This is a genomic window from Enterococcus sp. AZ126 (assembly GCF_051714545.1).
Lineage (GTDB): Bacteria > Bacillota > Bacilli > Lactobacillales > Enterococcaceae > Enterococcus_L.
Genome location: NZ_JBIOSB010000001.1, coordinates 2,531,991 through 2,556,108, shown reverse-complemented (window position 1 = coordinate 2,556,108; position 24,118 = coordinate 2,531,991). Strand labels below are relative to the sequence as shown.

Below are 24,118 nucleotides of genomic sequence, written 5' to 3'. Positions count from 1 at the left end.
ATTTTAATCATAACCAAACAAATGAAAATAAAATTAAAACGCTTGAATTGTCATACGTTTGACATTTAAATAAAAAATAGTTACACTATATCTGAGAATACGCTTACGAGGAGAATATATATGTCCGTAAAAAAAGTTTGGTCTAAAGAAGAACGTTATCAGCCTTATCAAGAATGGGGACCTGAACACCTTGCCTCACTAAAACAGAAGATCGACATCTCAACTTGGCGTTTAGGCTATCATATTCAACCTGCTACAGGGTTGCTAAACGATCCAAACGGTTTTTCATTTTTCAATGATCAGTGGCACGTTTTTTATCAATCTTATCCAATGGGCCCAGTTCATGGGATAAAATCTTGGTACCACATGACCTCTGATAATTTGATTGATTGGAAGGAAGAGGGAACAAAAGTATTCCCAGATAGCCTATACGATAGCCATGGCGTTTATTCAGGAACTGCTCTGCCGATTTCTGATCAGTTATTTCTTGCTTATACAGGTAACGTTCGTGATGATGATTGGACTCGTCATTCTTATCAATTAGGCGCCTGGATGGATAAATCAGGTAGCATTAAAAAAATCGAACAACCGCTTATTACTGCACCGCCAGTCGGCTATACGTCTGAGTTCAGAGATCCTCAGGTCTTTCGTTATAAGTCTGGCTATCTAATGACCATCGGAGCGCAAAATGAAGCAGAAAAAGGAAAAATTCTAACCTACCAAAGTTCTGACTTACTTTCTTGGCAATGTATAGGTGAATTAGGGTTTACTGATCAGGACATGGGGTTTATGATCGAATGCCCCAATTTACTTTTAACGGAAGAATTTGCTCTACTTATTTTTTGTCCACAAGGGTTAGATCCTGATATTTGCCCTTACCAAAATATCTATCCAAATATGTATATCATTGGCGACTCTTATCAGTCTGAATCAAACAGTTTAACAAATCCTTCTAGCTTGAAAAACTTAGATGAAGGCTTTGACGTTTACGCTACACAAGCATTTAAAGCACCCGACGAGCGTTTATTATCGATCAGCTGGATTGGTTTACCTGAAATCGATTATCCCACTGATCAAGAAGAATGGGCACATTGTTTAAGCATCGTGAAGGAATTGATTGTAACGGATAAAAAATTATATCAACGTCCTGTTGAAGAGATGAAGCAACTACGCATCGACGAAGCGGTTTATTTTGATAACAGCAAGGATTCTTTTCATGAGACGACAACAAATCAATATGAATTAGCACTATCCTTTCATTCCCTATCCACTGGAACACTTACCTTATATGCAGATAAAGAACAGAATCAAGGATTAACGATTCATTTTGATTCCCAACGTGGTAAAATGACAATAGACCGCAGTCATGCTGGTGTTCCTTTTGGAGAAGAATATGGCGTTATACGATCATTTTCTATCGAGCAAAGACCATTGAATTTACAAATTTTTGTCGATTCTTCCGTTGTTGAACTTTTCATCAACGATGGTGAAAAAGTGGCAACCATGCGAGTATTCCCAGAAAAAGGACACACAGGATTTCATTTAACGTGTGACGGAGACTATCAAGGACAATTTTGGCAACTGCGGAAAACTAACCGATAAAGGATGGAATTGTATGGTCGTCAAATTAACAGATGTAGCAAAAAAAGCTGGTGTTTCTCCTACGACTGTTTCCCGTGTTATTAATAATTACGGCTCATTAAGCAAAAAGACAATTGATAAGGTAAATCGTGCGATGAAAGAGCTTAATTACCAACCAAACTCTTTAGCTCGTTCACTACAAGGAAAAAACACACAATTAATCGGGCTTATTTTCCCAACTGTTGCGAACCCGTTTTTTGGTGAGTTGGTGGAAAGAATCGAGCAAAAACTCTTTGATTTGGGGTATCGGGTCATTTTGTGTGATAGTGCCAATAATAAGGAAAAAGAACGTCATTATATAAATATGCTTGCAGCAAACAAAGTTGATGGCATTATTGCTGGTGCCCACAACTTAGGAATCACTGAATATGAGGATGTTGAACTTCCGATTGTTTCTTTTGACCGATTTTTAGGGAATACTATTCCCATTATCGGCAGTGACAATTTCCAAGGTGGGTATTTAGCGACCGAGACCTTATACGTTAGAGGAGCAAGAAAAATTGCGATCCTGACAGGTTCACATGAATCGAACTCCCCAACAAATTTTCGTTTAAACGGGTATTTAAAATTTTTAGAAGAACATGAATTGGAACCTAAAATTTTTCATATTCAAACGACGGCTCGATCAACGACGCTAAAAAACTTAGAGATCAAGCATATTTTAGAGACAGAAGACATTGACAGTTTATTTTGTACAGATGATCTAACCGCTATTCTTGCCTATAATCAATGCCAGCAATTACAGATAAACGTACCTGAACAGCTCAAGATCATTGGCTATGACGGGACAAAATTCGTTCAAAATTATTTTCCTCAATTATCGACGATTGCTCAACCGATGGCTGATTATGCGGATATTTTAGTTGATCTGTTATTGCAGAGGATACAAAATCCTGAAAAAAAATTGGAGAAGAATTATCTGTTGCCTGTAAAATTAATTCAGGGGCAAACAACGTAATCGTTTGGATTGAAGGTGGTTCTTTTATCTGCTGTGATAAAGCTGGTTAAAAAGTTAAAGAGCATCAAATCTGTTGAAAGAAAAACAGACTTGATGCTCTTTGTGCGTTTTTTTATTAAATATTTAATACATTATCGATATAATATTTGACACACTATAAATAGTTGAATAACGGCTGAGGCTCTGAAGAAGGAGTTGATGCCATAAAGATATGTCTTTATCGCTTTCGTACTGCTTTATTTTATAGGAAAAGCGGTCCTTGAAAGATTTGTTAAAAGATATCGCTTCGAAAATAGTCGTCACACTGGTGGCTTACTATATTGTCGAAGTGGTTAAATTTTTTATCACTTTGATTTTTGAGTAAAAAAAGACCACTATCTGCTCAACTAAAGTAAGATAGTGGCAATTCGTCTTATCAATCTTTAGTCAATATTCAACTAAAGAGTCAGTGTTATCAGCACTGACTTTTTTGTAATCGTAATGATTATCGATTACTTTCTCATCAATTATACCTTATAAAGTCTCTGAAAAGCAACTTATCATACTGATTTTTGTAAAACATTTAATACATTACCGCTACAATCTTTGATATACTATAAATAGTTGAATAACGGCTGAGGCTCTGAAAAAGGAGTTGATGCCATAAAGATATGTCTTTATCGCTTTTGTACTACTTTATTTTATAGGAAAAGCGGTCCTTGAAAGATTTGTTAAAAGATATCGCTTCGAAAATAGTTGTTACATTGGTGGCTTACTATATTGTCGAAGGGATTAAACTTTTTATCACTTTGATTTTTAGGTAAAAAAAGACCACTATCTGACCCGCTAAAGTAAGATAGTGGCGTTGCAACAAACTATCGAGCTTTAGTCAAAACTCAACATAGTCAGTGTATCCGCACTGGCTTTTTTTGTAATCATAATGAATAATGATTACCTTCTTTTTTATTATACCTTATAAAGCATACAAAAAATAACTTATGATAGTCCGAACAGGTAAAACAAGGAAGATAGCGATCCATCTTCCTCGTTTTACCTGTTCATTTATCAACTACTATTTTTCCAACATCTTATGCTCCACCAAATAATCATGTGCAACGGTCGCTGGATCTTTTTGCTCAACGTTGACTTGGTAATTCATCTCACTCATTTCTTCTTCCGTGATCTTACCAACTAAAGGCTGTAATAATTCTTTTAATTCTGGATATTTCTCAAGCGTTTCAGCTTTCAGCAATGGCGCTCCTTGATAAGGTGGAAATAGTTGTTTATTATCTTCTAAAATCACCAAATCATACTGCTTCAATTCACTATCTGTCGAATAAGCATCCACCACATTGACATCATCATTGTTGATTGCTTGGTAACGTAAAGAAGGCTCCATCGACTTCACATCTAAATTCAGATTATATAATTTTTGTAACCCTTTATAGCCATCTTCACGGTCAATAAATTCTAGCGTAAAACCAGCTTTCAACTGGCTTTCAACTTTTTTCAAATCTTCGATTGTTTTCAAATCATTTTCTTTTGCAAATGATCGTTTAACCGCAACAGCATAGGTATTTTGATAACGCATTGGTTCTAGATAATCCATATTTTCTTGCTTTTTGATTTGATCTCGTGCATATTCGTACACTTCTCTTGGGTCTTTCGACGTGTTCTTATTGTCCTTTAAAAATGTTTCAAGAACCGTTCCAGTAAATTCAGGATAGACATCGACTTCACCAGATTTTAGTGCATTAAATAGAAAACTGGTTTTCCCAAAATTTGATTTTAAGTTTACATGGATATCACTATTTGCTTCAATCAAATGTTTATACATGTTGATCAAGATATCCGGTTCCGCACCTAGTTTCCCTGCAACAGTGATTTCTTTTTGTTCTGCTTCTTGGTGGGTGTAGACAAACGATCCCACTAATAACGCAAGTAAGACCATAAATGCCGCTACGATGCGTTTCACTGTAGCTTTTTCGAGTAAATGAATCCCAAAGTTAAACAAGACCGCCAAGACAGCAGAAGATATGGCACCGATCAAGATCAGGTAGACATTGTTTCGGTCGATTCCCAGTAAGATGAACGTTCCGAGGCCTCCTGCACCGATCAAAGCTGCAAGCGTAGCTGTTCCGATGATCATAACTGTCGCCGTACGAATCCCTGAAATGATATAAGGTAAAGCTAATTGTAGTTCAAATTTGATTAGTTTTTCTCGTTTATTCATCCCAAATGCTTCGGCTGCTTCTTCTAAGGAAGGATCGATTTCAGTCAACCCTGTGTAGGTATTTTGCAAAATCGGAAATAGTGCATAAATCACCAAGGCAACGATTGCTGGGGGACTGCCGATACCGATCACTGGAATCAATAAACCAAGTAGCGCTAACGACGGTATTGTTTGGAAAATACCTGTGATTTGCAATACAAATTCAGCGGCTTTCTTATAATTCGTCAATAAAATCGCTAATGGAATCGCTATAAGAATCGCAATCAATAGAGACAGCAACGATAATTGAATATGCTCTACGACCGCTTGAATAAAGTCTTCTTTGCGGGCAACGAATGTTTCTATCAGTTTTCCCATATTATTGATCACCTTCTATCTTTGTCTCTAAGAAACGTAAAATCGTTCGATCCGTAATTTCACCGATTGGACCGGTTCCGTCTGTTAATACGACCTTTTCCCCAGCTACAAGGAGACGAATGATTGCCGGCAATGGCGTTTCTAGGGTGATCTTTATTTCGCTGTCTACTTGACCGTCTTCAACAAAACCAGACTCTATCAAATCTTTTGCACAATAATTTTCCAAACTAGAATGATCTTGTTGGAAAAATTGTGCCACAAAATCATTGACTGGATTGCTTCTGATTTGTTCGGGTGTGTCCGTTTGAACAATTTTTCCCTCCTTCATAACACAAATTCTGTCGCCCAAAAATAGCGCTTCATTCATGTCATGTGTTACGAAAACGACGGTACTAGCTAATTCTCTATGCAATTCTTTGATCAATTGTTGCAGCTGACCTTTAGAAATAGGATCTAATGCACTGAATGGTTCGTCCATTAAAATGATATCTGGTTTGGCTGCGATCGCTCTTAAAATTCCGATACGTTGTTGCTCTCCCCCAGATAATTCAGCTGGTTTTCGGTGTAGATATTCTTCGGGTGATAAACTGACTTTTCTTAATAGTTCTTCTGTTCTTTCCCGTCTTTTAGCTTTACTCCAATGTTTCATTTCTGGAATTAATTCAATGTTTTCAGCAACCGTTAGATTTGGGAAAAGAGCAATTTGTTGAAGGACATAACCGATCGTTAAGCGTAGCTCTTTTAGATTATAGTCAATTAGTCTTTGCTCGTTAAAATAGATATCACCATCTGTTGGTTCGATCAAACGATTGATCATTTTTAAGGTGGTCGTTTTCCCGCTGCCGCTTGGACCGACTAATACAAAAAATTCACCGTCTTCAATCGAGACGTCGAAATCTTCTAAGACTAATTGGTCATTGTATTTTTTTGATACGTTTTGAAAATTAATCATCTATTCACCTCATTTTTTTCTTATATGCATATGCTATTTATTTTTAGGTAATCTTTCATTATCTTTAAGTATGTTTATAAGTATACTTGAAAATGTCCGATGTTTCTAACGACTTGTTTCTATTGTACAGAAAAAAACCTGACAACTGTCTGTCAAGGTTTAGTTTTATTTTGCTAAAAGCTACTTATATGAATTACATTTTTTTAATCAAATATCCACTTTTCATCAGTTAGTCCATGTTTTTCAACATATTCCTCTACTTGTTCTTTGTACTGCTCTTTAGACTCTAAATTCAATTTGTTTTTTTTGAAATACTCCACTTCTACATTAGCGATTTGAACTAACTTAGAATAGGCATCCGTTTTTTGAAATTCTTTATCTTTTATTTTTTTTATCGCTTGATAGGGTTTATCTTCTTTTTGTAGTTTTCCAAAATAATTAATTTCTAAATCTGGTACACTAGCTAAAATAATATTCCCCTCATTTTTTAAAGATTCTTCTAGTATCTTCTCATTTATTGTCCAAACGCTATTTTTATACCATTTAGTTTTTTTGTCTACTACTCTTTTAACTTTAGGACAATCAGTATCGTGTAGAGCTATATAAGTTACACCAAAATGATTTAGTATTTTTTGAAACGTTAGAATATTACCTTTACCAAAGCAATTTACTATGTGGACACTATTATCTTTTTTTAATTCGTTAAAAATAGAATATTCCGTTTCACCCTCAACTAATAATATTTTATCAGCAAAAAAGAATTCATTAACTTCTGGATTGCAATTTCTAATCATTTTTAGTCTTTCACGTTCTTCTACATTAAATTCAGCTATTTCTGTAGAGAATTTTTTAGTTTCACCAGTTTCTGTTTTATCTACTCTAATAATTGTTGTATGTTCTTTAGAAACATCAATAAATATTGGAGAATGTGTAGTAATCATGACTTGCCAACTATCCGCCTTAGCTATATCATACAAAGCCTCTCTTGCTTCCCTAATAGCTGGCGGATGTAAAAAAGATTCGGGTTCTTCAATAGTATGTGGAAAAATGCTCCTTATATTTAATTCAATCCCACTTGTAGCCTCATCTAGCTCGCATTTTATCTCCGTTTGAATTTCTTCAGCAATGTTTTATTAAGACTATCTGTTAATGCGTTAATTTTCGAACCAGAGATTTTTGAGCTCTCTTTAACTGCTGAAGATAAAATCTCTATAATAGTTTTTTCTAAAGTCTCAGGATTGTCCAAAGGATTAATTATCAATGATGTTGGTATACAGCTTTGTATTTTAGAGTCCCATCCGTCCATTCATTATTTTCCTTATTATAACTGTTTCTGTCCTTTGGCATTAGGAGTCAACCAAATATACCTGTATTTTATGCAATCCCCATACTCAGTGTCATCATGTATCCATTTTTCTCCAATCAATATTTTATCATCCTCAGTAATGTCAGAGAATTTCCCAGTAATTTCTATACTATTATTTTTATCATATTGATGAAATGAATCTATTGCTAAAAGCCTCAAGTACAGTTGTCTTACCAACATTGTTAGAGCCTATTAAAACAACAATTGTATCAATCTTAATAATAAGTTCATTCTCGCCAATACATCCAAAATTTTTAATCTTCAGTTCTCTTAATTGCATTGTATTACTCTCCTTCTACCTAATTATAATTAATAAACTAAAAAATACATATTGAAATTAAATTCCAACACAATATCAATTATAAATAAATACCCAATAAGATTATACTAACTATATTAGCTCGAAAAATTTGTTAACCTTTATGTATCAATTTTAAAATTATATTCTTCAATTCCATTTCACGAGTTGCCAAGTTAAATTTCACAATAAGCGTCCCTTCAAAATATTCGTTTAATATATTTCAAGCAAATCATGAATTTTTTAATTTTTAAAAGAAACAACTATGTAGGTGATACTTCACACAACTTTACAACTAAAACAATGATTCTGGAAATCCCATTCCAAATAAAAAAGCATCATTATTACAAAGAATTACACACAAAATAACCTCCAACATATTTAATATCAAGGAACCGAGTAATCAAATAAAAAAATTGACGAGATATTTCCTATTTTTAATGGAAATGTCCCGTCAAGTTCCCTACTTAACATCATTTTATTCATTTTTTCCCGTTTACTCAAAGCGATGTAAAAAAACCATGATTGAGTCCAAATAAATATGATTTTTTATTATTTCGCCAAACGGTAAATCGCATCTGCATAAATAGCTGTCGCACGGAATAAATCATCCAATGCCATAAATTCATTGGCTTGGTGCATTGTATCTGTGTAACCTGGGAACATTGCGCCATACGCCACACCACGTTTTAGTAAACGTCCGTAAGTTCCACCGCCGATGATTTGTTCATGGCCTTTTTGACCAGTGTGATCTTCGTAAACTTGTAATAGTGTTTCAACCAATGGATCATCTGCTGGCACGTAATGCGGTTCTTGATTGCGTCCTCCTTGGACGATTTCTGCACCGATCGCACCTGCTGTAGCATTCACACCCGCTTCTAGATCAGCGGCCGTTGTTCCTTTAGGGTAACGGAAATTCAAACTCATAAAGTTGCCTTCTTCAGCATCTTTCTTGAAGACGAATAAACCAGCGTTCATTGTTAATTTACCCATTTTAGGATCTTCAAAGGCTACACCTAATTTTTCACCATAGAAATCTTCATGAACAAGTGTTGCTGCAACTCGGATAAATTCTTTCGCTGCACCAGCAAATGCATAGCTGTTTAAGAAGACTGCTAAGAAGGTTGCCGCATTGATTCCAGATTGTGGGCTAGCGCCGTGTGCACCTTTCCCAATAACTTGGATCGTAACGGATGTACCATTCGCTTCTAAGGTCCCAGAAATTGGTTCTTCATCCACAAAAACACTAAATGCACCTTGCATTTTTTCTGCCGCTTCGGCAGTCGGAACTGAGATCACAGCAGTTGCTGTACCTGGAACCATGTTTTCACGTAAACCAGCATTAAAGCTTTCTAAATCATACTCGCCTGCGCTTGATCCGCCAAAACGAGCGTATAAAGAGACATTTCCTTTTTCACCATTGATAATTGGGAATTCGGCATCTGGAGAGAAACCAAAATCTGGTTTTTCTTCATGTTTGAAGTAGTAATCCATATCGCCCCAGCCGCTTTCTTCGTCACTACCAACAACAAAACGAACTTTTTTAGATAATGGCAACCCTAAATCTTTGATAATTCTTAATGCATAATAAGCCGCCATACTTGGGCCTTTATCATCACTTGAACCACGCGCAAAGATTTTACCGTCTTTGATGACAGGCTCGTAAGGATCCGTATCCCAACCGTCACCAGCAGGAACAACGTCCATGTGTCCGAAAATGCCTAATGTTTCATCGCCTTGCCCATATTCGATATGTCCAGCATAGTTATCCACGTTTTTCACAACAAAACCATCACGTTCGCCATACGCTAACATATGTTTTAAGCCTGCTACCGGACCAGGTCCAAATGGTGCGTCAGGGGTTACTTTTGAATCATCACGCTCACTGTTGATGCGTAATAAATTTTGTAAATCTTCTAATAGCGCATCTTTCCGCGCGTCTACTTCTTTTTGCCAATCAATTGTCATTTTTTAGTCACTCCAATTCATTATTCTACCTTTCCATCATACCACTAACTGGCTTAAAAGAAAAAGGTGAAAACTATCTTCCGTAGTATTTTGCTCTTCATTCAAAATAGATTTATACTAAAGTTAAATCATTAAAGGAGGGGACTCAGATGAAAGAACTATCACAAGAAGAGTTGACCGCTGTGATCAAGACTCGTCCACAAAATTCTCACAAAGGAACTTTTGGGCGTTCTGTTTTGATTGGCGGAAATAACCTGTATGGCGGAGCAATCATCATGAGTGCTGAAGCTTGTGTCAAAGCAGGCAGTGGTTTGGTTTCGGTCGTGACTGCGGAAAAAAATCATACGGCGCTTCATGCTCGTTTACCTGAGGCGATGGTACTTGATTGGACGCTCACCAAAGAATGCAATGATTTGCTCGATACAGCGGATGTGATTTTGATTGGACCAGGTTTAGGGTTAGCTACGCATAGTCAGCAAATTTTAGACAACGTCTTACAAAAGCAAAAATCATCACAGTGGCTCGTGATCGATGGGTCTGCCATCACATTATTTGCTCAAAATCATTATTCTTTGAAGTATCCACAACAAGTTGTATTCACGCCGCATCAAATGGAGTGGGAACGTCTAAGCGGACTCAAAATCACTGCCCAAACGGTTGTAAACAATCAAAATGCACAAAAGCTGTTAGGTGCAACGATTGTTTTAAAAAGCCATCGAACAGAAATTTATACTCCTTCTTTTCAATATAGAAATCCACTAGGAACTCCAGCTATGGCAACTGGAGGAATGGGTGATACATTAGCTGGAATGATTACTGGTTTTCTAGCTCAATTTCAAGATAAAGAAGCGGCTCTTTGTACAGCGGTTTATCTTCATAGTTTAATTGGAGAAGAATTGGGTAAAGAACAGTATGTCGTATTACCAACTGAAATTAGCAAGAATTTGCCTTATTACATGAAAAAATTTGAACAATGAGAGGCTTGGACAATGCTTTTCTGGTGTTTCATAGAAAAAACGGACCCGATTTTGACCTGACGTATCAAAACCGGATCTGTTCTCTTTTTAGAAATGAACTGTTTGCCTCAACCTCGAACATATTAAACTATTATTAGTGTAATCATCCATGGTCAACCCAATCACTTTAGCGACTGATTAAAAATTTATCTTTTCAACTTATCCTTACTAGGTCAAAGCAGATAAGAGAAAGTCTTGCTGCTGAAGGTCTTTTTCTGTGGTTAGAACAATATCTTCATAGTCCGCTGTATTAGTAACAATGATCGGAACTTCCACACTAAAGCCCGCTGCTTCGATTTCAGCAATATCAAAGGACACTAATTTTTGTCCTTTTTTAACAGTCTGACCTTGTTCTATATGACTAGTAAAATATTTCCCTTCTAATTGGACGGTATCCAACCCCACATGGATCAATAATTCTAGCCCTTCTTCTGAAACAATCCCTAACGCATGTTTAGTCGGAAATAGTGTTACAATGGTTCCATCAAAAGGCGCTACCACTTCTCCTATCATCGGATAAATACCTACACCACTTCCCAGTAATCCTTGTGAGAAAGCAGTATCTTTGATTTCTTCTTGTGGAATAATGGTTCCAGTCAACGGACTAAAGACTGTTGTCTGTTTGATTGTTGTTTCAACAGCCCCAGCGTTATCTTGTACCGCTGTTACTTCGTGTACTTCTTCTGGATCTTTATAAAAAATAAACGTTAAAATCAAAGCAATTGGAATCGCAATGGCCAAGCCAATCACCCCAACCACAATATCTCCCATACCGTGTGTTTCAGGATTGATCATTGCTGGAAACTCAAAAATCCCCATTCCACCAAATATATATTCACGTAAGTTAGCAAAACCATAGTACGCTCCAGCAACTCCTGATGCGATACAGCTTATGATAAAAGGCGTTTTTCGCGGTAATGTGATTCCATAAATTGCTGGTTCAGTAATACCAAAAATCCCTGAAATCACAGATGGAAAAGCCATTCTTTTTAATTGTTTATCTTTGGTCTTCAACATCATAGCGAATACGACTGCCGTCTGAGCAAAAGTAGCTGCAAAAAAGGGCATCATTACATTATCGTAGCCTAAAGTTGCAATATTGTTCACATAAATTGGGATGATCCCCCAGTGTAACCCGAATATAACAAGTATTTGCCAGAAAAAACCGACCAAAGCGCCAGAGAGCATCGGACTAAAATTACGTACAGCTAGTACACCTTCAGCAATCAAGTTTGATCCAAAAGTAGCGATTGGGCCAATCACCAAGAAACCAATCGTCAAAGCCACGACCATCGTCAACATAGGTGCAATAAAGAATTTGACAACATCCGGGATCACCCGATCAAATAGACGTTGGCAGAAAGAGGCAAAATAGACGATCAAAATAACAGGAATCACTGTTGATGTATAGTCGACACTGATCAATGGAATACCAAAAATATCCAAATACACAGGCGAACTAAACATTGACCCCTCAAATAACGTATACAACGGTTTTCCGACCTCAGATAATGTCGATAATTGCAAAGCTGGATAGCATAATGCTAAGCCCAATAATACACCCATGAGTGGTTTCAAATTGAATTTTTTTGCAGCAGTATACCCTAAAATCACTGGTAAATACATAAATAATGCGTCTGAGATACCTGCTAAAAAAATGTAAACCCCACTCGTTTCAGAATATAGACCTAAAATGCTAAACAAAATATTTAGTCCCTTTAGCATACCTGCCGCAGACATCAGTCCTAGTACAGGTTGGAAGATTCCTGAAATAACATTGATGAAACGATCAAATAATGATTCTTTTTTCCCTGTGTCCGTTTGCGCCGTAGCGTTCACTTCCCCAATCAACGGTATAACGTCTTCATATACGTCAGATACATGATTACCTATCACTACTTGATATTGGCCGCCACTTTTCATTACTGTGACGACACCCTCCAATTGTTTGATTGTTTCATCGTTTGCTTTGCTTTCGTCTTTCAATTTAAAACGAAGACGTGTCACACAATGTGTTAAACTAATAATATTTTCTTTCCCACCTACTTCGGTGACGATTGTTTCTGCTAATTGTTGATATTTTCCCATGTTTTTTTCCTCCATTATTATATAAAATGAAGGTCTAGCCAACTGAATGTCACTATCCAAAAGAACTGTGTTTCTTGCTCCTCCTTCTCATTAAATTAATCTTTATAAACAACACGATGAATGTGGATCGTTAAATACAATTTTTCTTCATCGGTCAACGTATACTGATAATTACGTTCGATGTGTTCACTAATTTTTTCAACACATCGAAAAGCACTTTGAAAACGAATCTTCACTACGTCCAGCAATCCTTCTTCATACTTGTCACTGTGTAGTTTATTACTAGTCAAACGTTGCGCAAAAAATTTGAGATGTGAGACGAATCGATAGTAGTAAACTGATTCCTCATCAAACTCTATCTGGAAATAATAACGGACAATATTACTGATTTCCTGCATTATTTTTGTTACCTGATAGGAGTCTTGATTTTCTTCCAAGTCTTCTGCATTTACAAAGTGCAACGCGATAAATCCAGCCTCATCTTCAGGCAGTTGCAAATCAAATTGTTCGTGAATCAATCCCAATGCTTCCATAGCTACTTTATACTCGATTGGATAAAAACGGCGAATATCCCACAATAATGCGTTTTTAATACTGATACCTTCTTTAAAACGTTTCATTGAATTATACAAATGATCACTTAGAGAAACATAAATACTATCATTTAATTTTTTTCCTAATTGGGATTTTGCCATCGTGATAATCTCATCGCTTAATTCCATATAAGGAAGCGGGATTTCTGTTAATAGTTCCTGAAATTTTAGAAATGCGTCCGTATTGGATAAATGAAAAATTTTCTCGATCTTTTCCTCTTCGATCACATCCCCTTGTTTCTTTTGAAACGCAATGCCTTTGCCTAAAACAATGATTTCTGAACCTGATTGATCCACAGTCAATGCAGCATTATTATTAAATAATCGTTTGATTTTCACCGTTTTCTCCTCTCGTTTAGTTGTTATCCCTTAACTAGCTATTTTTTAGACACTCACCATTGGTAGTAATGACCTGACGATACCACTCAAAAGACTGCTTTTTAATACGATCAAACGAGCCTTGACCTTGATTATTAGCATCCACGTAAATAAAACCGTATCGTTTTTTCATTTCACCCGTGCTTGCGCTGATCAGGTCAATGCATCCCCATGTTGTATAGCCCAGCAATTCAACACCATCTAATTCGACTGCTTTCATCATCTCTTTAATATGTTGCGATAGATAATCAATTCGATACGTATCTGTCACGATTCCTTGTTCATTAGGCTCATCGATGGCACCTAACCCATTTTCTACAATAAACAGCGGACATTGGTAGCGGTCGTATAAAGTATTCATCGTAACTCTGAGTCCTACTGGATCGATTTGCCATCCCCATTCGCTTGCTTCCAAATAAGGGTTTTTTAACGTAGGAAACAAGTTTCCTTCCCGTAATTCATTGACTTTTGGGTCACCACTGGCTACAGAGGAAGAGTAATAAGAAAATGCCAAGTAGTCCACTGTATGTGCAGCTAAGCATTTCGTATCTTCTTCTGTTAGATCCAATTGGATATTCTGTTGTGACAGGGTTTTTAAAGCATAAGCAGGATAATAACCGCGTACTTGAACATCTGTGAAAAAGAAACTTTCACGATCAACCATTTTGGCTGCTAAGACGTCAGTTGGATTAGGCGTATTAGGATAATTATCTCCTGCTGCTAACATACAGCCAATCTTATTTTCAGGATCTATTTGTTTCGCTATAGCTATTGCTTTTGCACTTGCCACAAGCTCATAATGCGCTGCCGTATATTTCACTTGCTCACGATCTTCTCTTGGTTCAAAAACTAATCCCGCTGCCATAAAAGGCGCATGCAAGAGCATATTTATTTCATTAAATGTGATCCAATAACGAACCTTGCCTTTGAAACGAGTAAATAACGTCTCAGCATAGCGAACATAATAATCGATCATCTTTCGATTTTTCCATCCGCCAAATTTTTCTACTAAATGAATAGGACAGTCAAAATGACAGATTGTCACCAATGGCTGAATGCCATACTTCAAGCACTCATCAATCATCGCTTCATAAAATGCCAAGCCTTCTTCATTTGGAACAGCTTCGTCCCCTTTTGGAAAAATCCGTGTCCAAGCAATCGAAAAGCGATAGACTTTAAAGCCCATTTCAGCAAATAACGCAATATCTTCTTTGAAACGATGATACATATCAATGCCTTTTTGCGCTGGATAATAATATCCATCTTCAAAGGACAAACTTTTCTGTTCCCCACTCATTACTGCATCGCGATCAGATCCAAAAGGTAGTAAATCTACATTAGCTAACCCACGATTGCCTTCATTATAGCCTCCTTCCACCTGATTTGCAGCTGTAGCACCGCCCCATAAAAAATTCTTTGATAATCCCATTATTCGGCCTCCTTAGTGCATAGAAAAAAGACTCACTTGTACAACTAAACAAACGTGTCTCTCTCACGTTGTTCGTTGACAAATGGGTCTAGCTTGTTTTATTTATATAAACAATCACTATGCCATTTTATTCCCTTATTAAAGCACTTACATCTTATCATAAAATAAACTTTCTGGCAATTGCAGTTTGGCATTGGTTTTATTGCACCGTTTTTCATTCACTATCGGAAAAAAGCTGGGCGATAAGCCATGCAAGGCAAATTAGCAAGCCTATACAAATAATAATCCTTTTAGGTTCCTTTTTAAGTTAAACACGTTTATTTTTTCTATTTGATGATGTCGACTTATCTTATTCATTTTTTAAAAATCCTGTCTGTAAAATCTTCATATAAATCTCTGCTCGTTCTGCTAGAAACTGCATCTGTTTGACCTCTGTCACTTCTGGATGAGCTTTCAAAAACTGCACGCTCTCCACAGAAATTTGATTAAAAACACCCAATACTAGCTGAACAACATCTTGATGTGCAATCTCTTTTTTGATCGGTAACTTCATTACAATATCAGTCAAAAACTGATGTACGATTTTCATATTTTCATCCAAATATTTTGCTAACTTTGCTTGAATTTCCTTAGGTAAGCTATGTTTTTGCGCATACGCTGCAATTAGTAAATGAACATGATCAGGATATTGCTGTTCTAATTTCATTTTATACCGAGTCGATACGACAACGACTTCTACCAAGTCCGTATATTTCTTTGTAAATAAATTGTTTGATCGTTCATTTAGAAAATCAATCACACTACTGATCGTACGCTCATACAACACTTGTTTTTTACCAAAATAATGGAAGATCAATCCTTTAGAAACCTCTGCATCACGCGCTATATCGTCTGTATTTGTCTTTTGGTAACCAAACGTTGCGAATTGCTTTAGTGCCGCCTGTAAAATTCGTTCGTATTTTTGTCGATCGATGTTGATTTCTTTCACTAAACCTTCAAATCCTTCCGTTGATAAACCATATACGTTCCGCCTAGGAATAAAGCAATCAGGATGCTTAATAAAATAACATTGCCAGCGGATAATCCCTTATCCAACAAGTTACCTGGAATGCCCATATGTGTGGGAGAAATATTTTTGGCCCAGCTAAACGAGTCATTCAAATCGGAAAAAACCCCAATCAAATAAAAACCAAAAACAATACCTAAAGAAATACTGGTACTTTGTTTACTAGATTTTAAAAAGGTTGAAACAAAAAAGCCCAGCGTTAGGAAAAATAGCAAAATCAAACTTTCTTGCATAAATATCTTACTAATTTCTCTAGTGATCGTCGCCGCTGAATCCGTCGACTGACGATAAAGTAATGTGGAGCCCACCGAAACACCCAATGAAATCAACCAGAATATCGCTAAAATAAATAAATTTCCTGCAAATTTGCTCGTAATGATTTCTCTACGTGTTACTGGTTGCGCGTATAAAAACTCAATCGTACCATCTGTCTCTTCTTTAATCAGCGCTTGACTACCGAGCATCATAGCATAAATTGATGCTGCCAAAAACATATATTGAAAATAATAACCGAAGAAACCAGTTGCGACTAAAAAGCTTGTTTGTCCATTTACGCTAATATTAAATGTTTTTAATAAGGACGGAGATAGCCCATCTAGTTTCGCACCTAAAAGATCTTCCATCGCTGAACTGTGCATCTGAGGATACACCGCACTAAAGCCAAAAATAATAACAGCAAATAAAATAGTCCAAATGATCAATCCTTTTACCAAAGACTTACTTTCAATTTTAGCTGTAATCATTTTCCATCCCCTCCTTCATACAATGCCATAAACTGATCTTCCAATTCAGGATTTGTGATTGTAAAATCTTGAATTGAGGAATCTCCTAATAACGGTAATATCTCCTGTAGGTTTCCTTCATATAATAAACGTGTTTCGTTCCCTTGATGTTTTAAAATAGCCGCACCCATTTTTTCAACTATCGAAAGCGGGATATGATCGCCAATCAATGTAATGACTTTGCCTAATGATTTTTCTTTTGTAATATCTTGAACCGTAATAATTTTTCCTTGTCGAATAAACGCTGCTCGGTGTGCGTGTTGTTGGACCTCATTTAAATCATGACTGGACAAAAAGATCGTCATGCCTTTTTTATTGTACTTTTCCAACTCTTCAAATAAACGATGTTGCATTAGGGGATCCAAGCCATTCGTCGGTTCATCTAAAATCAACAACTCCGGATTTGGTAAAATTCCTGCAGTGATGGCGATTTTCTTTTTGTTCCCTAAAGACAAATCGGACATTTTTTTCTGAGCATCGATATCGAATAACTCGATAAAATAATCGATTTGCTTTTTACTGTCTTTTAACTGATGAAATTCTGCCACATATTTAAGCACCTCAACCGTTGTCATGTTTGGATAAAAGCGGACATCACTTGAGACATAACCCGTTCGTTTGCGAATTTCTTTAGCATCTTTAATACTATCCAAACCAAGTAAAGAAGCGGTTCCTTGATCTGGGTAAATAAAATTCAACATCGCTTTGATCGTTGTTGATTTCCCAGCACCATTTGGACCGATAAAACCGTAGATTTCGCCTTTTTCTACTGAAAGATCTACTTGATCGATGGCTGGCTGTTTTTTATATAATTTGGTCAATCCTTTAAGTTCAATGGCATTCATTGTACGCTTCCTCCTCATTGACTAGTTAGTCAATCAAAGTATATCGCTATCTTGACTGAAGAGTCAAAGAAAATGTAACGGAAACCTTGGTTTAAAAAAAACAATAGCTTCCATTCCATTTTCTTATTGATTTTTCTTCAATTTTTCATGCTCTTCTTCAGTCAAAATTCGATATTCTCCTAAAGCTAGTTCTTCATCTAACCATAAATTTCCCATCCGCAATCGTTTCAGGTAAACAACTTTTTTACCGACTGCTTCAAACATGCGTTTGACTTGATGAAATTTTCCTTCTTGAATAATCAGGCGAATTTCTGAGATTTCATTTGTTTCATCCGCGGATTCAATCATTAACTGACTTGGTTTGACTTGCTCCTTATTTGTTAGAGCAAATCCTGCTGCAAAATGACGAACGTCTTCTTCCGTCACGATTCCTTGAACTTTTGCAAAATATTCTTTATCAACATGCTTTTTGGGTGATAATAATTGATGTGCAAGCTGACCATCATTTGTCAATAACAGTAACCCTTCTGTATCTTTATCTAATCGACCAACTGGAAATAAATCTTCACGATAATCTTCATCTTTCAGTAAGTCGATGACCGTTTGATCCCATTTATCTTCTGTTGCTGAAATCACGCCATTCGGTTTATGCAGCATATAATAATAATATTTTTGATAGATCAATTGTTCTCCAGCAAACTTAATGATCGCTTGTTTTTCATCGATCTGTGTTTTACCATCTTTGACGATTTGATCATTTACCGTTACCAAGCCCTTTTTCAGCAATTGCTTTGCTTCCTTACGACTACCGACTCCTGTTTCTGCAAGAAATTTATCTAAACGCATATGATCCTCCCAATTTAAAAGCGGAACAGGCTCGTCCTGTTCTATATGAAAAATAGGGAATTAGGACTGAGGGGCTTTTTACCTCTTTCCTCATTCATCTTTTTTCTGAAGAACAAGCCTGTGAAGCTAGATATAGTAAAAGCGGAACATTCTGTCCCGCTACTTGATTTGTTCTATTTTATTTTCAACTTACGACGAATATTCCCTACTCGTGCTCCTAATAGCTTATCTACTAAGCGTAATTTTAGTGTGATATATCCGTAAACAGCTCCACCAAATGCTGCTACGATTATGATAATCATAAATGATTGGAATTTACGGGTTGGATCTAAGAATAGGTACAAGAATTGCCTCATAACAATCGCTGCAACCACCATAACTAAGGTGATCAAGAAAATCAATAAGCCACGTCGGAAAGTCAATCCAAAGTTAAAATGACTGACTTTTTTGATTTTTCTCATGATCAGCACACAGGATAACGTAAATCCAATCATTGTGGCAATCATTGGACCGTATACTTCGAAAAGTCGTATGCTTGGATACTGAACGACCAGTTTCAAGACCAATCCTAATCCAAAATACTTAATTGCAGCTTTGTTCTCATACATTCCCATCAACATGGTTGACGATAACATATACAGTCCCATAAATAAGCCTGCCAAACATGCTTGGATCAAGAGCGATACACCTAAAGCATCTGGTGCATAAAACATTGTATAAAGTGGTTTTGCTAAAACGATCATACCAAATGTTGCTGGTAACATCACAAACATAAATAACTGCAAGTTATTACTGATTAATTTTGATAAATCTCGGTATTTTTTCAAAGTGATTGCTTCCGTGATCAACGGTAAACCCGTAGCGGATATTGATGTTGCTAAAGCAATCACGACCATTGTTAGCTTATCTGGATTTGCATTAAAAATCGCAAAAAGTGTTCGTAATTGACTACCTGAATACGTAGTAAATGTACCCATAAAATTAGAAAATGTAAATTGATCGACTAATTTAAAGACAGTCACACCAGAACCTACAATGATGAATGGCAAGGCTTCTTTTAATGTCTCGGTCAATAAATCCCGCGTTGATGCTTGATGTTCATTAGCGCTATGTGATGCAAGATAATCAAACATTGGTTTTTGTTTATGGAAATAGTAAAATAAAACAACAAGACTCGCCAACATTCCTACAAATGCTGCCAATGTTGATTGTGTTACTGCATCGACGTAATTACCATCAATCACCTTCATGATGATAAAAGCGGTCAACAGCATATAGAACACACGAGCAACTTGTTCAACAATTTGTGACAAAGCATATGGCATCATATCTTGATTCCCTTGGAAATACCCTCTAACTACACTCATACATGGGAAAATTAGAACAGCTAAACTCAGCGACCTCATCGTTGGAATCAGTTCCTCTCCCCCGCCAGACCATTTTGCCAAAAGCGGCGAAGCTAAATACATCACGATAGCAAAAATTGCTCCTAAGACTGCCATCAATTGAAGAGCTTTGTAAAAAAGCTGTCGGCTGAGCTTATATTCATTCAATGAATTATAATAAGAGGTCTGTTTAGCGATAGCGGCAGGAATTCCTGCTGTAGATATTAATAAAAAGAGAGCGTATACGGTATACCCCATTGAAGATAAGCTATTTGCTTCATTGGCGTGTTCTCCCATCCATGCATACCATGGGATAATATATACCGCACCCAACAAACGAGAAATTATATTACTAGCTGTCATCCAAGCCGATCCTTTAACCATTTTCTCTTGATTGGTCAAGATCGGTTGATCAGCAGGATTTGGTTGATTTATCATTTAACTCCTCCATCTTTCTTTGAACATGCTTCCTTTATTTTAATTGTTAAATCAAGTATATGCAACGACTTTCTCGAATAAATTAACTTATTTATATTTTCCTCACAGATTTTGTAAAAAAACGGTCGTATTCCTTTCTAAAATATCCAAAAAGCAAATAGTACCCTCATTTATAACTATTTCTTTTTTATTTATATTTCGGATAAAAAATACCAGATATCCGTTTGTATTTACATATTTTTTAACAATTCACTATAATATGTTTATTATTCATTTGTTATTTTAATCAAGTTATTACATATAAAATCAAATCTATCTTATTTTAATACTCTATTGATATTTTCTTTCGCTGCTAGCAAGCATCTTGAATTTTTGCCGTTTAAATTGTATGATGAACTTCTAAAGTTTTCTTTCGAAAAAAGCTTACATTCTGATTTAGATACTGCTTGGAGGCGTAATGATGACTATTTCTCTAGAAATAATCCGTGAATGTTTACTAAAAGAACATCTATTAAAAGAATTTATTTCAGCAGAAGGCTGGTCTTTGGACTTACCTAGCTCGTTGAATACTAAAACGTTTACTACTCTTTCCTATGATTCCCGTAAAGTAACAGCTGACACACTATTTTTCTGTAAAGGAATGAACTTCAAATCTGAGTATTTAGAAAAAGCAGTCCATTTTGGACTTGACGTTTATGTAGCAGAACAACCTTATGAGGTACCTGCAGCATTAGGTATCATTGTGACCGATATCAAAAAAGCAATGGCTGTCTTAAGTATGGCTTTTTTTGATTATCCACAAACTAAATTAAAACTGATCGGCTTTACTGGTACGAAAGGAAAAACAACTGCTGCTTACTTTTCTAAATTTATCTTAGATCACGCCACAAATAAAAAAACAGCGATGTTGTCTACTATGAATTCTACTTTGGATGGGCATACGTTTTTCAAATCACATTTAACAACACCTGAATCTCTTGATCTTTATCAAATGATGGCAGAAGCTGTTAATAATAACATGACTCATTTCATTATGGAGGTATCCTCTCAAGCTTATAAAACGAATCGAGTGTATGGATTATTTTTTGATGTAGGAATTTTCCTAAATATCACACCTGACCATATCAGCCCAATTGAACATCCAACATTCGATGATTACTTTTATTGCAAACGCCAGTTGATCAAACATTCAAAAACGATGATTTTAAACCATGACTCTGATTATTTTCCATTATTGAAAGAAACTGCCGAGCTTCATGAAGTACCTTATATCGTTTATGGCAATCAAGCCTCAGCAGATACAGATTATAGCTATCAAAGCAATCCAAATGATTCATTGGCGTTTTCTGTCACAGCAAAAAACGATGCACTGGCCATTTCTGGTGAGTATCACGTCCGTTTAGGCGGTGATTTCAATAAAGGTAATGCATTGAGTGCAGCTATTGCAAGTGCTCTAGTCGGCGCCACAGGTAGTGATTGTCGACAAGGAATCAATGACACAACCGTTCCTGGTCGAATGGAGTTATTAACAAATAAAAATGGTGCAAAAGTCTATGTGGATTATGCTCACAATTATGATAGTTTAAAGAACCTTCTCACATTTGTCAAAGAAGAACATCCTAAGGGTCGTTTACTTGTTTTACTTGGTAGCACAGGAAACAAAGCGATTTCTAGACGTAAAGATTTTGGTACTGTTTTATCTGAATTAGCAGATATTGCAATTTTAACTACAGATGATCCTGCTGATGAAAATCCCGCTGACATCTGTGCTGAGATTGCAGCCCATATCACGACAGATATCCAAATCGAAACAGTACTTGATCGCGGTGAAGCAATCAAAAAAGCCTTATCGTTGAGCCTACCCGAAGATGCAGTTGTTTTAGCCGGTAAGGGGGCTGACTTATATCAAAAAATCGGTGGAAAAGATATCCTCTATGAAGGTGATTTCCAGATTGCCGAACAATTGATCCTAAACTAAAAAGGGTGTGAAATAAAAGTACAATTCACTTTTGTTTCACACCCTAAATGTGGTCAAACGATGAGAACAGAAGCACCTCTTTCGGAAATAAGCCTCTGTTCCAGCCTCTTTTAGTTTAGCCCATCAACATCATTATAAGCGTCATCAGTACCAAACTGATTAAAATACTTGCTGAAGAGGTAAACCCAACGGTTTCTTCTGACATGCCTGCCTTAACGCTATTAATCACCGAAAATGTTGGCATCGGTGCTACACTCAGCACGACTAGAACGATTCGTAATAGTGGGTCTAAGGGGATTACAAAAGCAAACAATAACGCAAATGCTACACCGCATAAATAGCGCCAAGCCAGCACTTCTTTCACTAAATGAAGCGCTTTTTTGGGTAACCTCAATTCAAAATATAAACCAATCATAAACATCGATAAAAAACCATTTGCTTTTGCAATCATTTCTAGGATACCCAACAATTCTATAGGCAATTCGATTTGAACAATCCTAAGTAACAACATGACCATATAAACGGTGAACGGGGCAGACTTTAACAAAGACAATAGAATTTTTTTTAGCGTTGTCTCTTCTTTTGACCCCACTACTTTATCGATGAGTAAGGTAGTCCCTCCTGTCAGCATCACGCTATTTCCAATATCAAACATCAACAGAAATGGGACAGCTAAAGGATAAAAACCTTGAATAAACGGCAAACTAAAATTGCCGATATTATACCCAGACATCGAATACATTTGAAATTTTTGATCTAAAACGGGACGCTTTTTACTCACTCGTCCGCCAATCAAAATCACTAAAACATTCATAATAATCCCCATTATCAACAAAAAAAACAACGTTCCCGAAACAACCACGCTGGCTAAACTAACGATGACTGTTGCAGGCAACGTTAGATTTACAATAATGACAGATAGCATTCCACCATCTGCTTTACTTAATAAACCAATCCGTTTCATTAAATACCCCAAAAATATCATAAAACAAAATCCAATCGCTTGGACTAAAATTTCTTTCACCTAACTCGCCCCTCACTTATCTAGTTCTAACAGTAACATAAAGTATAGCAAAATAAATTCTATTCCTCACCGATTTCAATAAAAAAACATCCACGTAAATTTTTCTTACGCAGATGTTTTTTATTTTCATAAGCTTAAAATAGTCTTAGTCTCACTATTTATTTCTAGGCAATAGATATTTTTTTGCTAAAAGCAACATTAGACTGCCGATAGCCAAAAAATACAATAGCATCACAAGTAGCGTTCCGTTATGGAGTTTACTCATGCCAAATGTAAATAGACTAACCAATAGATAGTAGCCTAAGCTAAAGAAAGCGCCAGCCGTTCCAATCACATCTTGAAAATCGGATAATGCCAAACTAAGGCAATTAGGTAACGCCGTTCCTGTCCCAGTCAACAAAATAAAAATACCCATCAACATCAACCAAAATTGAATGTTTTTGGGAAGCGCACATTTTAGAGAAACTGACATACTTTTTTTTGTGCCAGCCCTATTAT

At 36.3% G+C, this 24,118-nt stretch carries 19 protein-coding genes; 4 read left to right on the top strand and 15 right to left on the bottom strand.

What is annotated here, in order from left to right:
• Positions 1–120: 120 nt before the first annotated feature.
• Positions 121–1,602: a sucrose-6-phosphate hydrolase gene (locus tag IGI43_RS12045; protein ID WP_438758029.1), complete on the top strand. Its 1,482-nt coding sequence runs from the start codon at positions 121–123 to the stop codon at positions 1,600–1,602.
• 13 nt (positions 1,603–1,615) lie between these two features.
• Entirely contained in the window at positions 1,616–2,599 is a 984-nt protein-coding gene (locus IGI43_RS12040) for a LacI family DNA-binding transcriptional regulator (RefSeq protein WP_438758028.1), read from the top strand.
• A gap of 1,051 nt (positions 2,600–3,650) precedes the next feature.
• Here IGI43_RS12040 and IGI43_RS12035 read toward each other — a convergent pair.
• The 5 genes from IGI43_RS12035 to pepV all read right to left on the bottom strand — a co-directional run bounded on the left by IGI43_RS12035 (position 3,651) and on the right by pepV (position 9,752).
• On the bottom strand, positions 3,651–5,168 hold the full coding sequence (locus IGI43_RS12035; RefSeq protein ID WP_438758027.1) for an ABC transporter permease/substrate-binding protein: 1,518 nt from the start codon (positions 5,166–5,168) through the stop codon (positions 3,651–3,653).
• Position 5,169: 1 nt separating this feature from the next.
• The gene (locus tag IGI43_RS12030) at positions 5,170–6,120 is read right to left on the bottom strand and encodes an ABC transporter ATP-binding protein (RefSeq protein WP_438758026.1); all 951 of its coding nucleotides are present in this window, start codon (positions 6,118–6,120) and stop codon (positions 5,170–5,172) included.
• 203 nt (positions 6,121–6,323) lie between these two features.
• On the bottom strand, positions 6,324–7,154 hold the full coding sequence (locus IGI43_RS12025) for an ATP-dependent nuclease (protein ID WP_438758854.1): 831 nt from the start codon (positions 7,152–7,154) through the stop codon (positions 6,324–6,326).
• A gap of 453 nt (positions 7,155–7,607) precedes the next feature.
• Positions 7,608–7,766 (bottom strand): AAA family ATPase, encoded by a 159-nt coding sequence (locus tag IGI43_RS12020; RefSeq protein ID WP_438758025.1) that lies wholly within the window; start codon positions 7,764–7,766, stop codon positions 7,608–7,610.
• Positions 7,767–8,336: 570 nt separating this feature from the next.
• On the bottom strand, positions 8,337–9,752 hold the full coding sequence (gene pepV / locus IGI43_RS12015) for a dipeptidase PepV (protein ID WP_438758024.1): 1,416 nt from the start codon (positions 9,750–9,752) through the stop codon (positions 8,337–8,339).
• Between the two features lie 149 nt (positions 9,753–9,901).
• On the opposite strand from pepV, the gene IGI43_RS12010 reads away from it, so the two are divergent.
• Positions 9,902–10,729 carry an NAD(P)H-hydrate dehydratase gene (locus IGI43_RS12010; protein WP_438758023.1) on the top strand — a complete coding sequence of 276 codons (828 nt, stop codon included), beginning with the start codon at positions 9,902–9,904 and terminating at the stop codon, positions 10,727–10,729.
• Positions 10,730–10,936: 207 nt separating this feature from the next.
• On the opposite strand, the gene IGI43_RS12005 is transcribed toward IGI43_RS12010, so the two are convergent.
• The 8 genes from IGI43_RS12005 to IGI43_RS11970 form a co-directional block, all read right to left on the bottom strand.
• The gene (locus tag IGI43_RS12005) at positions 10,937–12,856 is read right to left on the bottom strand and encodes a beta-glucoside-specific PTS transporter subunit IIABC (RefSeq protein WP_438758022.1); all 1,920 of its coding nucleotides are present in this window, start codon (positions 12,854–12,856) and stop codon (positions 10,937–10,939) included.
• 95 nt (positions 12,857–12,951) lie between these two features.
• Entirely contained in the window at positions 12,952–13,788 is an 837-nt protein-coding gene (gene licT / locus IGI43_RS12000) for a BglG family transcription antiterminator LicT (protein WP_438758021.1), read from the bottom strand.
• A gap of 34 nt (positions 13,789–13,822) precedes the next feature.
• On the bottom strand, positions 13,823–15,256 hold the full coding sequence (locus tag IGI43_RS11995; protein WP_438758020.1) for a 6-phospho-beta-glucosidase: 1,434 nt from the start codon (positions 15,254–15,256) through the stop codon (positions 13,823–13,825).
• A gap of 349 nt (positions 15,257–15,605) precedes the next feature.
• Positions 15,606–16,244, bottom strand: coding sequence for a TetR/AcrR family transcriptional regulator (locus IGI43_RS11990; RefSeq protein ID WP_438758019.1), 639 nt, complete (start codon positions 16,242–16,244; stop codon positions 15,606–15,608).
• Entirely contained in the window at positions 16,244–17,065 is an 822-nt protein-coding gene (locus IGI43_RS11985) for an ABC transporter permease subunit (RefSeq protein ID WP_438758018.1), read from the bottom strand. Before IGI43_RS11985 ends, IGI43_RS11990 begins: the two co-directional genes overlap by 1 nt.
• On the bottom strand, positions 17,062–17,949 hold the full coding sequence (locus IGI43_RS11980; RefSeq protein ID WP_438758017.1) for an ABC transporter ATP-binding protein: 888 nt from the start codon (positions 17,947–17,949) through the stop codon (positions 17,062–17,064). Before IGI43_RS11980 ends, IGI43_RS11985 begins: the two co-directional genes overlap by 4 nt.
• Positions 17,950–18,072: 123 nt before the next feature.
• Positions 18,073–18,795, bottom strand: a complete 723-nt coding sequence (locus IGI43_RS11975; protein WP_438758016.1) for a pseudouridine synthase — start codon at positions 18,793–18,795, stop codon at positions 18,073–18,075.
• 173 nt (positions 18,796–18,968) lie between these two features.
• Complete coding sequence (locus IGI43_RS11970) at positions 18,969–20,618, bottom strand: putative polysaccharide biosynthesis protein (protein ID WP_438758015.1); 1,650 nt, start codon at positions 20,616–20,618, stop codon at positions 18,969–18,971.
• Between the two features lie 460 nt (positions 20,619–21,078).
• On the opposite strand from IGI43_RS11970, the gene IGI43_RS11965 reads away from it, so the two are divergent.
• On the top strand, positions 21,079–22,596 hold the full coding sequence (locus IGI43_RS11965) for a UDP-N-acetylmuramoyl-L-alanyl-D-glutamate--L-lysine ligase (RefSeq protein ID WP_438758014.1): 1,518 nt from the start codon (positions 21,079–21,081) through the stop codon (positions 22,594–22,596).
• A 115-nt stretch (positions 22,597–22,711) separates the two neighbouring features.
• Here the strand turns inward: IGI43_RS11965 and IGI43_RS11960 are convergent, their stop codons facing one another.
• Together IGI43_RS11960 and IGI43_RS11955 are read right to left on the bottom strand one after the other, a co-directional pair.
• Complete coding sequence (locus IGI43_RS11960) at positions 22,712–23,620, bottom strand: AEC family transporter (RefSeq protein ID WP_438758013.1); 909 nt, start codon at positions 23,618–23,620, stop codon at positions 22,712–22,714.
• 154 nt (positions 23,621–23,774) lie between these two features.
• Positions 23,775–24,035: a hypothetical protein gene (locus IGI43_RS11955; RefSeq protein WP_438758012.1), complete on the bottom strand. Its 261-nt coding sequence runs from the start codon at positions 24,033–24,035 to the stop codon at positions 23,775–23,777.
• Between the last annotated feature and the right edge of the window lie 83 nt (positions 24,036–24,118).

Coding starts and splice junctions, on each gene's coding strand:
- IGI43_RS12045 (WP_438758029.1), top strand. CDS start 121: ATGTCCGTAAAAAAAGTTTGGTCTAAAGAAGAACGTTATCAGCCTTAT.
- IGI43_RS12040 (WP_438758028.1), top strand. CDS start 1,616: ATGGTCGTCAAATTAACAGATGTAGCAAAAAAAGCTGGTGTTTCTCCT.
- IGI43_RS12035 (WP_438758027.1), bottom strand. CDS start 5,168: ATGGGAAAACTGATAGAAACATTCGTTGCCCGCAAAGAAGACTTTATT.
- IGI43_RS12030 (WP_438758026.1), bottom strand. CDS start 6,120: ATGATTAATTTTCAAAACGTATCAAAAAAATACAATGACCAATTAGTC.
- IGI43_RS12020 (WP_438758025.1), bottom strand. CDS start 7,766: ATGCAATTAAGAGAACTGAAGATTAAAAATTTTGGATGTATTGGCGAG.
- pepV (WP_438758024.1), bottom strand. CDS start 9,752: ATGACAATTGATTGGCAAAAAGAAGTAGACGCGCGGAAAGATGCGCTA.
- IGI43_RS12010 (WP_438758023.1), top strand. CDS start 9,902: ATGAAAGAACTATCACAAGAAGAGTTGACCGCTGTGATCAAGACTCGT.
- IGI43_RS12005 (WP_438758022.1), bottom strand. CDS start 12,856: ATGGGAAAATATCAACAATTAGCAGAAACAATCGTCACCGAAGTAGGT.
- IGI43_RS11995 (WP_438758020.1), bottom strand. CDS start 15,256: ATGGGATTATCAAAGAATTTTTTATGGGGCGGTGCTACAGCTGCAAAT.
- IGI43_RS11985 (WP_438758018.1), bottom strand. CDS start 17,065: ATGATTACAGCTAAAATTGAAAGTAAGTCTTTGGTAAAAGGATTGATC.
- IGI43_RS11980 (WP_438758017.1), bottom strand. CDS start 17,949: ATGAATGCCATTGAACTTAAAGGATTGACCAAATTATATAAAAAACAG.
- IGI43_RS11975 (WP_438758016.1), bottom strand. CDS start 18,795: ATGCGTTTAGATAAATTTCTTGCAGAAACAGGAGTCGGTAGTCGTAAG.
- IGI43_RS11970 (WP_438758015.1), bottom strand. CDS start 20,618: ATGATAAATCAACCAAATCCTGCTGATCAACCGATCTTGACCAATCAA.
- IGI43_RS11965 (WP_438758014.1), top strand. CDS start 21,079: ATGACTATTTCTCTAGAAATAATCCGTGAATGTTTACTAAAAGAACAT.
- IGI43_RS11955 (WP_438758012.1), bottom strand. CDS start 24,035: ATGGGTATTTTTATTTTGTTGACTGGGACAGGAACGGCGTTACCTAAT.